The organism is Thermoleptolyngbya sp. C42_A2020_037 (assembly GCF_015272455.1).
GTDB lineage: Bacteria > Cyanobacteriota > Cyanobacteriia > Elainellales > Elainellaceae > Thermoleptolyngbya.
Genome location: NZ_JACYLP010000057.1, coordinates 75521 through 88543 on the forward strand (window position 1 = coordinate 75521; position 13023 = coordinate 88543).

General features: G+C 58.0%; 10 protein-coding genes. 7 read left to right on the top strand and 3 right to left on the bottom strand.

Annotated elements, in window-relative coordinates; all coding sequences use genetic code 11:
• Window positions 1–604: 604 nt before the first annotated feature.
• A complete protein-coding gene (locus IGS16_RS21205; protein ID WP_297088914.1) occupies window positions 605–3013 on the top strand; it encodes an IMS domain-containing protein in 2409 nt (802 codons plus the stop codon).
• A 184-nt stretch (window positions 3014–3197) separates the two neighbouring features.
• Window positions 3198–4274, top strand: a complete 1077-nt coding sequence (locus IGS16_RS21210; protein WP_297088916.1) for an AEC family transporter — start codon at window positions 3198–3200, stop codon at window positions 4272–4274.
• A gap of 70 nt (window positions 4275–4344) precedes the next feature.
• Here IGS16_RS21210 and IGS16_RS21215 read toward each other — a convergent pair whose 3' ends face one another.
• Both IGS16_RS21215 and IGS16_RS21220 read right to left on the bottom strand, forming a co-directional pair.
• Window positions 4345–4680: a hypothetical protein gene (locus tag IGS16_RS21215; RefSeq protein ID WP_297088917.1), complete on the bottom strand. Its 336-nt coding sequence runs from the start codon at window positions 4678–4680 to the stop codon at window positions 4345–4347.
• Between the two features lie 640 nt (window positions 4681–5320).
• A complete protein-coding gene (locus IGS16_RS21220; protein WP_297088920.1) occupies window positions 5321–5887 on the bottom strand; it encodes a DUF721 domain-containing protein in 567 nt (188 codons plus the stop codon).
• Between the two features lie 546 nt (window positions 5888–6433).
• Here IGS16_RS21220 and IGS16_RS21225 point away from each other — a divergent pair.
• Window positions 6434–7924, top strand: a complete 1491-nt coding sequence (locus IGS16_RS21225; RefSeq protein WP_297088921.1) for a hypothetical protein — start codon at window positions 6434–6436, stop codon at window positions 7922–7924.
• A gap of 62 nt (window positions 7925–7986) precedes the next feature.
• The gene (locus tag IGS16_RS21230) at window positions 7987–9081 is read left to right on the top strand and encodes a HAMP domain-containing sensor histidine kinase (protein WP_277773149.1); all 1095 of its coding nucleotides are present in this window, start codon (window positions 7987–7989) and stop codon (window positions 9079–9081) included.
• A gap of 52 nt (window positions 9082–9133) precedes the next feature.
• Here the strand turns inward: IGS16_RS21230 and IGS16_RS21235 are convergent, their stop codons facing one another.
• On the bottom strand, window positions 9134–9373 hold the full coding sequence (locus IGS16_RS21235) for a hypothetical protein (protein ID WP_297088924.1): 240 nt from the start codon (window positions 9371–9373) through the stop codon (window positions 9134–9136).
• A 429-nt stretch (window positions 9374–9802) separates the two neighbouring features.
• On the opposite strand from IGS16_RS21235, the gene IGS16_RS21240 reads away from it, so the two are divergent.
• The 3 genes from IGS16_RS21240 (at window position 9803) to rplS (ending at window position 13001) form a co-directional block, all read left to right on the top strand.
• Window positions 9803–10615 (top strand): ABC transporter ATP-binding protein, encoded by an 813-nt coding sequence (locus IGS16_RS21240; protein ID WP_297088927.1) that lies wholly within the window; start codon window positions 9803–9805, stop codon window positions 10613–10615.
• Window positions 10616–10737: 122 nt separating this feature from the next.
• Window positions 10738–12474 carry a sulfotransferase family 2 domain-containing protein gene (locus tag IGS16_RS21245; protein WP_297088928.1) on the top strand — a complete coding sequence of 579 codons (1737 nt, stop codon included), beginning with the start codon at window positions 10738–10740 and terminating at the stop codon, window positions 12472–12474.
• A gap of 164 nt (window positions 12475–12638) precedes the next feature.
• Entirely contained in the window at window positions 12639–13001 is a 363-nt protein-coding gene (gene rplS / locus IGS16_RS21250) for a 50S ribosomal protein L19 (RefSeq protein WP_297088930.1), read from the top strand.
• Window positions 13002–13023: the final 22 nt, after the last annotated feature.

Consider the following 13023-nt stretch of genomic DNA (forward strand, 5'->3'; position numbering starts at 1 on the left):
ACCTGTGGCATTTTTCTAGGTTTTTTGTATGCTGATGAGTAAATTTTGTCGCAGGAGTCCCTCACTCGACGCAGTTTGCTAAGAGAAGATGACTGGGATAAGAGAGATTGACGCAGCATAGACTGGCGTGACTCATCATGGAACTCAAATGCAAAACTCAAATCAGGACTTGTGTTCGGAGGACACGTTGAGGTTGCTCATCCAGCAGTTAATGCTGATAATAGGTGTCCGCCTGTAAGCATCCGCTTGTAAACAAATGTCCGCCTGACAGGACTGCTCAATGGAGTAATGCCTGGAATGTGCAGGGTTCGAGGGGTTTACGAAATGTGCTTCTACCCGCAGTGAGTTTTGTTGAGCATAGATTGAGTCTTTGTCGGTGATTCGTCGGTGATTTGTCGGTGAATTGTTGCTTGATAGCCTCTTAGGTCAGTTTGCTGAACTTAGAGCTGCTTTTAGAAGCCGCTTTGGGAGCCTGGATTTGGCAGATGCTAAAGCCTGTTGGAAGTTAGTCTAGCCAGTCTTAACAAGGCTGCGTGATGCTGCCTGCTGGCATGGGTCGATTTAGAAAATGTCTTGATAACGTTGAGTTTTGGGGAAGTGGGCCGTGAGAATTCCGCTTGATTACTACCGCATTTTGGGGCTACCTATTCAGGCAACGGCTGACCAGCTTCAGCAGGCCCACCGCGATCGCACGCAGCAGCTTCCCCGACGCGAATATTCCGAAGCGGCGATCGCCTCTCGCAAGCAACTTCTAGACGAAGCCTACGCCGCCCTTTCGAATCCGGAGCAGCGCCGCGCCTACGATGCCACCTTCCTTGCCAGCAGCTACGACCCAACGGGCGATCGCTTTGCCAGTGCCGAATCGAGGGCGATCGCCCTGGAAACCGAGGCAGACCCCTACGCCCCCAGCATCGACATCGACGACAGCCAGTTGGTCGGGGCGCTGCTGATCCTGCTGGAGTTGGGAGAGTACGAACTGGTGCTGAAGCTGGGGCATCCCTACCTATCTAATAGCGCCTTCAGCGGCAGCGCGGGCCGCAGCGCTCAGGCCGATATTGCCCGGTCAGATGTCGTGCTGACGCTTGCCTTCGCCTACCTGGAACTGGGCCGCGAACAGTGGCAGCAAGGACAGTACGAAAGCGCTGCCGAATCCCTAGAAGCGGGACAGGAACTGCTGCTGCGGGAGGGCATGTTTGCCGGAGTGCGCGGCGAAATGCAGTCCGACCTCTACAAGCTACGCCCCTACCGCATTCTGGAACTGCTGGCGCTGCCCGAAGCCCACGAGATTGAGCGGGGCCAGGGCATGAACCTGCTGCGCGATATGCTGCAAGATCGCGGCGGCATCGACGGCACCGGCGACGACCGCTCTGGGCTGAATGTGGAAGATTTTCTGCGGTTTATGCAGCAACTCCGGGGCTACCTCACCGCCGCCGAGCAGCACGCCCTGTTTGAGGTCGAAGCCCGTCGCCCGTCGGCTGTGGCGACCTACCTGGCAGTGTATGCCCTGCTGGCCCGCGGCTTTGCCTATCGCCAGCCCGCCCTGATTCGTCGGGCCAAGCAAATGCTGATGCGTCTGGGCACGCGCCAGGATGTGTATCTGGAGCAGGCAGTGTGCGCCCTGCTGCTGGGGCAAACCGAAGAAGCCACCCGCGCCCTAGAACGCAGCCAGGAGCATGATTCCCTGACCTTCATCCGCGAACATTCCCAAGGCTCACCCGACCTGCTGCCGGGGCTGTGTCTCTACGGCGAACGCTGGCTGCAAAACGAGGTGTTCCCCCATTTCCGCGACTTGGCCCAGCAGCGGGCATCCCTGAAGGATTATTTTGCCGACGACCAAGTGCAGGCATATCTAGAAGAACTGCCCAGCGAACCGGACACAGCTCAATGGGAGTCGGCTCCGGCTCCAGTGGGCAGCACGACCACGCCCTTTGCCCGTCGGGCGACTGCGCCCCAAAGCCGCTATGACCAGTCCAGCACGGCAGGTAATGGACTCGGCATGGGTGGCACGGCGACGCTAGAGCCTGCGGCCGCCGCCTACACTGCCACAAACGGCACTTCAGCCGTTCCAACGGCCGAGCGTGTGTCCCAGATGTCTCCTTCGGGACGGCTGACCACGGGGGACGGCAGCGGGCGATCGCCCCGGACTTCCTTCAGCGACAGCAGCCGCCGCACTGCCACCTCGCTGCCCAGCAGTTCCGGCGGCGGGGGCATCACGCTGCGGCTGGATCGGCTGATGCTGCTGCTGGCGCTGGGCGTGCTGAGCTTGGGACTCCTGTGGCTCTTGTTTAGCTGGGTGGCCCGTTCGTTCAACAGCGGCCCGGTGCTGGAGGGCGAACAGCTCAGCATCAGCCTTGCAGAACCCGTCGTTCCAATTCCCGAAGAAACGGAGCCGTCGCCCTCCCCTGCTGACCCCAGCGCCCCCCTCACGGCTGAGTCTGGGAAGACACTAGTCGAAACTTGGCTGCGGGCGAAATCTGCCGCAATGGGCAGCAGCTACGACACCAGCCAGCTTGGTCAAATCCTGGCAGATCCCATGTTGTCGCAGTGGCGCAGCAACTCCGAGGCAGCGCGACTGGCGGGCGAACCCCTGACCTATACCCACCAGGTGCAGCAGGTCAATGTGTTGCCTCCGACCGCTTCTAGCAGCACCGACGAAGCCCAGATTGACGCGGTGGTGGTGGAAAACGGCGAAACCCTAAATGTCCGCTATTACCTGACGCGCCAAGGGGGACAGTGGCGGATTCGCAGTAATGAAATTTTGCCCGATGGGCCGCTAGAGAGCATGACCACCAATGAATCCTCTGACCCGCCCAGCAACCCTGCTGCGTTGCCCATGACTTCTCCAGGCTTGCAGCCTGCGCCCTCCCCTACGCTGCCCCAAAACTCCGGCCCTAGCCCGCTCCCCGAAGGCTCCTTGCCTGCACCAGGCAGCGCGGTTCCCGGTGCGCCCAATGCCGCTCCTGCGGGGAGTGGGACTTCTGGCAGAATCGATCCGGCAGATGCCAGTAATTAGGGTTCGTAAGGCATTTCGGTCAGGCATTTCGGTCAGGCATTTCAGTCAGGCATTGAGATGCATTCAAGTCATAATCTGGCTAATGACCGGGGTACTAAGTGCGGGCTGGCTTGGCGAATGGCGGCTGTTCCCGTAAAGTACCCAGTAGTCGAAGGCGCTGATTGCTGACACTCTGGTGCTGAAAATGTCTGATACGCTGCTCCACGCCTATGGGCCGCTGATCTTTTGGACGGGGCTGGGGCTGCTGTCCTGTTCGCTCTTGCCCGATTCGCTGCCGCGCGTGCTGGGGCGCGGTCTGTATTGGGTGGGTGTGCCCGTGCAAATTTTTACGCTGGCCCGGCAGACGGATTTTTCGTCTCAGGTGGGGCTGGCTCCGCTGGTGGTCGTCCTGGCACTGTTGGGCGGGCTGGGTATTGCCTGGGGAACGCTGCAAGGGCTTCACTGGCTTGAGCTAGGGCGATCGCCCCGGAACCCCCTCACCGCAAATCCGCCAACCGTTATCCCCAGTGTCTATGATTCCTCTAATTTCTCCATGAGCGCGCCCACGCCAACGGCGACTCCAGCGCTTGATGAGCCAGTTGCAGCATGCCCGGTCGAGCCAAGTTGGGAAGATTCGACGCGGCGCGGCAGCTTCCTCGTGTCTGCGGTGCTGGGCAACACCGGCTTTGTGGGACTGGCGATCGCCCCCAGTCTGATTTCCGAGCCTTACCTGGGCTGGCTAGTGTTCTACAGCGTCACGCAGAACGTGGTCGGCACCTACGGACTGGGCGTGTGGCTGGCGAGCATTTATGGGCGATCGCACGGCGGCAAAGCCTGGTGGGTTCACCTGCGCGACGTGCTGACGGTGCCCTCGTTGTGGGCCTTTGGGCTAGGAATGCTGACGCGGACGATTGCACTGCCGTCTGGCGTGGACGCAGTGCTGCATGGAGCGCTATGGTGGGTGATTATTCCTGCGGCGCTGCTGCTGATGGGGCTGCGGCTGCGGCAAATTCACGGCTGGCGTAGCCTCAAGGGGGCGATCGCCCCAGCATTGCTCAAGGTCATGGTGCTGCCCGTTGGGGTGGCCGGACTAGCCACGCTGCTGGGCCTGTCTGCCGAGCCAAGATTGGCGCTGGTGCTGATGTCGGGAATGCCGACAGCCTTTGCCGGACTCATCCTGGCTGAAGAATACGACCTCGACCGTGAGCTGATCGCCAGCAGCATTGTCCTCACAACGGCCATGCTGCTGTTTACCATCCCGGTGTGGCTGCTACTTAGATAACCCAGATAGCAATAACCCAGATAGCAATAACCCAAAAGCCAGCCTGGGTTCGGCAGCCCAACACCCAGCGCTAGAAGGATCTCGGCAGCAGCGATGGCGCTTCCCCAGCCGCCGCCGCCACGGGTTCCAGTTCTGGCCGGGGGGCTTCGTCTACAAACATCTCAACCAGTAGGGCAATGGGCTGAGGTTCTGGAAGAACGAGCGGCGGGCAATGAATCACCTGCTCGACATCCGCCACCGCAGCGGCGATCGCCACTGGCAAAAACTGTGGCTGCGCCATCGGGCAAGCGTCCCAAGCGCCCTGCACGGGAACCCCCAAGAGTTGGCAATGGCCGCCGCGTCGCCCCTCAATGTGGTAATGGGCACAACGACGGCAGGAAGAAATGCTGTGATGTAAATCATCCATTTCGAGAGGAGCGGTAAAGGAGAGGCAAAGACCGGATCTTCTCTACTATTCTGAGTCAACAAATTTGGTCAAAAATCATCAGAAAAACGTTGCTTTGTAGAGCAGGCAACCCTTTCAGCGATCCCAAATAAAAAGTAAGTATTTAGATTGTTTTTAGCTTCAGATTCTGAGAGATCTCTAAATTTAGAATTCCCCTGATTCAAGCAAGCACACCAATAAACCCCGTAGTTTTGCTTAAAACTGAGCGGGGATCACGAGGAAATGAGATATGTATGAGACAAAAATGATTTTTCTTGGATGCCTTTAAGAATTGAGAATAATAGTTTTAGAACTGTAAGCAAAAGCAAAAATAGAAAACTATTGAGGCTTAAGTGGCAGGCTAATAAAACTGCTTCTCACTATAGAACGACAAGAAGATAGACGATGGGCGATCGCCACAAAGCAGCCTTGAAAGCATCGACTCAACCATCCCAAAGCTGCAATTGGCAGGCTGCCTGGACTGACCTGCCTGGACTGACCTGCCTTGAACCCGTACTTCAGCGCATACCTGCTCGTTTAAAGGCTAGCAGCCCTCCGCAAAGACCGTTATGGTGAAACTACTGTGAAATGATCGTGAAATTACGGTGTTACGATTGCGGGTTTACCACCGCTTGACCGCACACAGCCCACAGCAAGACCAGCGCTCAAGTTCTCCCTGGGGGGTGGGGCACTGACAGCGGGGACACAGCGGCATCTGAGCCGTGCGCGATCGCATCTGGTTGGCCCAAGCACGAAAGGCTGATTCGGGGTCTGTGGGTTGAGCAGCCGCGCCGTGGGGAGGGCGATCGCCCGCTGTCCTGTCCAGTCGGCTGGGGTGTTCGTGCCAAATTCGCGTTGATTCGGTTTGCGACTCGGCCCGGCTGTGGAGCGATCGCCGATGCCACCAGGTCGTAGAAAAGCGGATATCGGTAATGCGGTAGGGCAATCTGGCATTCAGCTTTTCTAAAATGCGGAGTCGCTCAAACATCAGCGTTTGCACCCAAGGGGAGCTAGACACGCCCACCTGAAGCACCCCCGCTTGTAGGGCCCACGGGCGAGTCTGGGCTGCCACCGCCGGGCCGACCAGCTCTGGCCAGACCGCGAGAATCTGCTGGATCTGTCGGTGCGATCGCCAGGATGGCTGCCGATCCAGGGCACCTAAAACACGCTGGAGAGATTGAAACGTCATGAGCAACGAGTTTTGTAGATAGTGAGTGCAACAAAGGGTGATTCCTTAATTACAATTCCAAATAATCACAATGCTAAATAGCTGTTTTGAACGAGAATTATAGACAGTCAGAGTGCGCTGTGATTTGGCGCGTGATTGAGATTAATTAAGATACACTTAGCTTCGATCAACCTCTACGGAGCGGCTGGGCGCTGTGTTGACTTAGCCCTAATAGCTGATTTAGCCGTGTATGCAAAGCCCTGCATCTAAGCCCCCATGACAAGGCCCTATGCATAAAGCCCCATGCATGAAGTCCTATATCGAATCCGAGATTCTTCGCTAGAATTTCCTCGGTTGCCTGTTATTGGGCGGCTCCTGTCCTTGTCGAAAGACTGGCTCCAGGATAGCCTAATCGCCGGGAGATGTTTGAGCAGAACTGATTTAGATTGATATTGATTTAGATTGATTTGGACAGGATTGCTTTATAACGATACTGAACGGTACTGAACAGCCACCGTTTCATTAACATAATCGCTACTTAAACTTAGCCCTGGCAGGAGTTCTGCGATGCGTCGCTCACCCGCTACCCCGTCCCAATCTAGCCCCTCTACGTCGCTGCATCCAGCGCTGCAAGCTATTTTTGAAAATCTGGATTTGCGACTCGAAGATGAGCTAGCCCGCTATCGTCGTCAGCAAGCTCGTCGGGGCGTTGCACCTACGCTTCAGGGCAATCGACGAGCAGACTATCTGGCGACTGAGGCTGAAGCGCGATCGCTCCCGGCAAGATGGAACGAGTCATCCAGGGGTGCTGCTGAGTCTCGTCCCTACCTCCAGCTTGCGCCAGACGCAGCCAGGAATACCGATTCGCATCGCCCATTGCCAGATCTGGGGTATGCCCCTGAGCCACAAGCTCGCCCAGAACTGCTGCTGGGTGGGGCGATCGCCCCTCAAATGGCTCCCCCTACGGCGGATTATGGTGCAGTTCCGCTGCATCCTCAGCATGACCACGACCTATACCCCACCGCCGAACCAGCGGACGAGCCAGACGATTATCTGGAATCCTCTGAGTATCTGCTGCGGAATCTGGCGGAAGACGAGCGCGACTTGCGGGCCAGCCAGCAAGAGCCAGGAATGCTGCAAAGCTTGCTCACGCCACTGGGCATCGGGTCGATGATTTTGCTGCTACTGTCGAGCCTTAGCTTTGGCTATCTCGTGATGAATCCGGCTGGATTGAGCGTCATTGGTCTGGGCGAAGCGGCTCGCAGGACGGCAGACGGCTCTACGCCAGGGGCAAATGTGGGCGCAGACGGCTCCCTAGCAGCGGACGCAGGGACTGGGAACAGCGGCATTTCTCCCGATTTGTCTGCTCAAGAGTTCCCTGAGGTCAATCTGGATACCCTGAGTACGCTTCCCAGCGGGCGCACTGCCATTCTGGAACCATCGGCTGAAGCTGATTCATCGGCCGAGCCGCCCGTTCTATCGGGTTCACCGCTCCCCGCAGAGGCTCCAACTGCTCCAGCCGAAGCTTCCACAACCGAGCCTGTTGCACCGTCCCAACCTGCTGCTAGAAGCGCACCTTCTAGCCCAACCCCACCTCGCCCTGCCAGCCGCACCAGTGCCCCAGCCCGTTCTCAACCTGCCGCTAGTTCCCGCCCTGCCGCCAGTTCCCGCAGCGAGAGCCGTCCTGCTGCCACCGCTGCCGCACCAGCGCCCCGTGCTAGTGCCTCCAATCCCGTCAGCCGATCAGCCGAGCCAGCCCCGCGTCCTGTGCCCAGTGCTGAGCCTGCTGCACCTCAGGACGTGGCTACTGCGCCCCGCCAACCTGCGATCGCCCCCAGTCCTGCGGCTCCCTCGTCAAATCGCTACTATGTAGTGGTGGACTTCAGCGGCGATCGCAGCCTAGAGCAAGCCCGCGAAGTGGTGGGCGATGCCTGGGTTCGCAACTTCGACAACGGGGCAAAAATCCAGCTTGGCGTATTTGGCGATGCCGCTAGCGCCCGCGACCTGGCCGCCTCGCTCCAACAGCAGGGACTTCCCGCTCAGGTCTACCAGCCCTAAGCCTCTAGCCCTAAGCCTTCCAGCCCTACTCTGATCGCGTCTCATCCAAATCCCCACACGGCATGGCCAAGCCTGATCTGCGATCGCGCCTCTTCCTCTCTCACTTTGCCGTGATGCTGGTGGGTTTGGTGACGCTGACGGTGATTGGCAAGGTGTCGTCACCCCGCTTTTTTGTAGTTTATCTCCAGCACATCGAAGGGCGCGTCATCAGCATTCGCACCCTGCGAACCGAGCTAGTGCGCGGCTTTGAGTTTGCCTGGAGCCGGGGCGCACTCTGGTCAATGGCGCTGGGAGCCAGTGCTGCCGGAGCGCTCAGCTATCTGGTGGCCAAGCGGATCGTGCAGCCGCTAATCCAGATGGAAGAGATTACGCAGAAATTTGCCGCCGGAGAACTCGACGAGCGGGTTCCCGCCAGCGAAATCCCAGAACTCAACCAGCTTGCTGCCAGCTTTAACCGAATGGCGGCTGACCTCCAAGGGGTCGAGCAGCGCCGCCGCGACCTAGTGACCGACCTGACCCATGAACTGCGAACGCCACTGACGGTGCTGGAGGGCTATCTGGAGGGGCTGGCGGATGGAACGATTGCCCCAACTCCAGAAGTTTACGAACTGCTAGGCAAAGAAACCGTGCGAATGCGCCGCCTAGTCAACGATTTGCAAGAGCTGTCCAAGATTGAAACGGGCTATTTGCCCATCGATGCACAGCAGATGGATCTGTATCCGCTGCTGACTTCGGTGGTGCAGCGCTTTTCAGATCAGCTTTTGACCGGCGACGGCCCGCTGATCAGCCTGGAATATCCGCCGGAAACGCCGCTGGTGCTGGCCGATGCGGGGCGGGTCGAGCAGATCCTCGTGAACTTGCTGAGCAATGCATTGCGCTATACGCCTGTCGGCAAAATTACGCTCCAGGTCTGGCATACCGAAACCCACGCCTGGATTGCTGTGAGCGACACGGGCCAGGGCATCGCGCCCGAAGACCTGCCCCACGTCTTTGAGCGGTTTTGGCGGGCCGATCGCTCCCGCAATCGCCACTCTGGCGGCACAGGGCTGGGGCTGGCCATTTCCCAGCGGCTGGTGCAGCTTCAGGGGGGCGAGATCGAGGTGGAAAGCGAAGTGGGCAAGGGCAGCACGTTCCGATTTTCGCTCCCGCTTGCCTGAGCCGAGTCCTAAACTGAGTCGGGCTGGAAAATCCCCAATCCAAAAATCACCATCAGCCCCAATCCCGCACCAGCTCGCCGCTACTTAGCTTGTCCCAGATTAGGGTTTGCACTAGCTCCATTTCTTCTGGACTGACGACGTGGTCGTGATTGATGAGCTGGCGGATTCTGTCTTGTTCGTCTGCGGTTAGCACGCCATCGGCGATCGCCCCTTCAATCACGGCCTTGAGGTGATCCAGATTTGCCAAATCTTCGCGGGTCAGCGGTTTTGCGTTCGGACGCTCGACTTTCATCAGAACTTACCTCGTGAGGAGTGAGGATGCAGAGTGTAGCTTTACCCTATCGGCGGGATCACAGCCGCCCCAAATTTCACCAAATCTTTTAATAACCTCTAGCTACTGGGGCGGCGGTGAATAATGATCAAGCAGGCGATCGCCCTAATCCCAGGTGCAATTTGCGCTGCCTTGAACTGCCACAAACTTGCCGGATGCTGAAGCGGGCAAGAGTAGAGTATTATCAGCCTTGGAAAGCCACGTCTTTAAGATTGGCTTTAGATTTTAGCCATTGGTCGGTCTCAAAGCGCTCAAATGCTTCGACAGAGTATGCTCCAGGCATAGGGCGATCGCCCTCTGGCAACATAGCATTCAGGAAGCGCAATCTTACAAAGAGACAATCTTACAAAGAGAAGAGAGCGCCGTTCGTTTACAGCCTGCGGATGTGTCATGGAAGAACCGGTTATCAGCTTTGATCAGGTCTACAAGTCCTACCCGATGTATCACCACGTCCGGGGGGTAAAAAACCTGATGTTCAACTTTCCCCACAACCTGAAGGCTCTCCGCAGGCAGCAGTTTGAAGCGCTGAACAACATTAGCTTTGAGGTCTATCGCGGCGAAAAGTTTGGCATTGTGGGCTATAACGGCGCAGGGAAAAGTACCACCCTGGGGCTGATTGCGGGCGTGCTGAAGCCCAGCAGCGGGCGCGTGGTCGTGCGCGGGCGCATTTCACCGCTGCTGGCGCTGGGCACGGGCTTTCATCCAGAGCTAACGGGCCGCGAAAATATCTTGCTCAACGGCGTGCTGCTGGGGCTGACCCGCCGCGAGGTGAAAGCAAGACTAGAGGAAATTATCGACTTTTCAGAACTGGGCGAATTTATTGAACGGCCAATTCGCACCTACTCCACCGGCATGATGGCGCGGCTGGGCTTTTCGGTGGTGGCACACCTCGACCCAGAGATTTTGCTGATCGACGAGGTGCTGGGCGTGGGCGACATCCGGTTTCAGCAAAAGTGCGTTAACAAAATGGCGGAGTTTCGCGACAGCGGCGTGACGATTGTGCTGGTGAGTCACTCCATGACGAGCGTTTCGGAAATTTGCGATCGCGCTCTGTGGATTCAAGACCACCATGTGAAAATGATCGGCAGCGCCACCGAGGTCGCCGAAGCCTATACCGCCGCCGCCCAGCTTGACATCGCCGCCGCAGGGAAACGCATCAATCGCCGCAAGCTTTCAGAAAAGGTCAGCGGGCCGCTGTTCTAGCCCGGCCTGGTTTTGGCTGGTCTGGTTTCGGCTGGACTCGTTTTAGCCTGGTACGGTTCGCCTGGTATAGTTTTACCGTAATGCGGCAGCCGGGCGATCGCTCTGGAAAGCTCTGGGGAACAATGAGACATTTTCCTGCTCAATACGACTTGCAGCCCGACGACACGCTCTATTTCTGCCACATTCCCAAAACGGCAGGGATGACGTTTCGGACGATTCTGGAAGATTACTTCGCCTGCGAGGAGATTTGCCCAGCCACGCTGTCCAACCAGATTGCCGACTACACACCCGAGCAACTGCGCGAATATCGCCTATTTCGCGGGCATTTGGGCTTTGTCAACATTCCAGGGCTGCTAGCAGGCAAAAACCTGATTAAGGTAACCGTGCTGCGTGAACCCGTGTCGCGGGTGATTTCGCACTACGAATACATCCGCCGCACGCCGGATGACCCCTATTACGAATCCGTCAGCCAGATGACGCTGGAGGAGTTCGCCACGGGTGAAGGGCCCGGGCGCGTCGGCAAGAATGTGCAGGTATACCATATTGCGCGGCTGCTGCAATACGACATTGGCAGCCTGGAGCCAGAGGAGGCGCTAGCGCTGGCGCAAAAAAGCCTGCACCTGTGCGCCTATGCTGGAATTTTGGAGCGGTTTCAAGAGTCTCTGTTTTTGCTGTCCTACATTTTTGGCTGGAAGCCCATTGTCAACAGCCGCCGCGAAAACGTTGCCAAGTCCAAAACGCCCCTGAGCGAGATTCCGCCGGAAACGCTGGCGCGGATTCGGGAAGCCATGTCGCTGGATCGGGCACTGTATGACGATGGCTGCGAGATTTTTCAGCAGCGGTTTGACGAAATGCAGCAAGACCTGGTGCAGCGCTATGGCGATCGCCTCGCTCTGGATGCGCCGCCACCGGGTCAAGTGCTGGAGTTTGCCACGCTGCAACAACTGCTGGAATGGCACTCCCAAGACCGCTACCAGGCGCAAAACCCGCCCCCTTCGGAGGTGTCGGTTTACAACTTCTGTCAGCCGCTACGAGGGCTGGGGTGGCAGCGGCGCGACTGTGCCCAGAACCGTCCCAACGCCGCCCATCGCTGGATGGGCCCCGTCACCACGTCAACGCTGGATCTGCCCATTGCCCCCACGCCGACCGATTATCGAGTCGAGTTTCAGGTGTCTCAAGTCTGGGCCACCGAGCCGGAGGTGCTGGATAGCCTGAAATGTCTGGTCAATGGGCATCCAAGTGAGCTGGCGATCGCCTACAGCAGCGACACCACGCGACTCTATCAGGCACAAATTCCGGCAGATTGGCTACCGCCGGATCGACTGTTTGCAGAACTGACGCTTCAGGTGGACCGAGTTGCGCCAATCAACCACAAGAATCCCGACCCCAAAGATAAGCGGCTGGTAGGCGTGGCGCTGAGCTATGTGCAACTGTTCCCTGCTGCGCGAGAAGCAGAATTCAGCCTGCTGCGATCGCTCTTGCGGGATGCCCTAACCACCGCAACCATCGACTTTGTGCGCGATCGCCTCAAGCCGCAGGAGCAAATCGCCGCACCGCCCCAGTTTCGGCTACCGTTTCCGGGCCAAGTAGAAGGATATGCAGACTTTTTGCAATCGCCCGGTCGCTATCACTGGCTCGTGTTGCACAAAGGCATGGCGCTACCTGTGGAGGCACTGCTGTTTCAACTTGCCCGCTGCGGCTTTCGTCCGGTGTTTGCCAATGAGGTGTACGTGGTCTTTGTCCGCCACCGTCCAGACGTGCCCTCGCTGTCCTATTTCACGCCCGATGTCCGGCATCTCTACGTCGGTCGCTACCTCAACCGCCTCCGCAAAGGGGTTGCCAGCTTGAAGCAATCCTGATGCAAGCAATCTGGGTTATCGTAGCCCCGTCGTCACGGCTAAGCCTGGGGCTAGTCACCCACTTGCTGAGAAAAAATATTGGATTTGGGCGATCGCACTAGACGCAAAGCGACCCAGCAGTTTACTATAGAAGACTGTGAGTTTTTGCAAAGAGCCAGAGAGCCATGAAAGCCCAGGAGATCATCCGCTCCATTGAGTCGGAACAGTTGAAGACCGATCTGCCCGTCATCCACGTCGGCGATACGGTCAAGGTCGGAGTTGTGATTCAAGAAGGTGGCAAAGAGCGGGTTCAGCCCTATGAGGGCACCGTGATCGCCATGCGAAATGGCGGCATCAATGAAACCATCACGGTTCGCCGAATTTTTCAGGGCGTTGGGGTAGAGCGGGTGTTTTTGCTCCATTCGCCCCGTGTGGCTAGCATTCAGGTGTTGCGCCGAGGCAAGGCCCGTCGCGCCAAGCTCTACTATCTGCGCGATCGCGTGGGCAAGGCAACCCGTCTGAAGCAGCGCTTCGATCGCCCACTGTAGGTCTGGTTTCTCAGGGGCGATC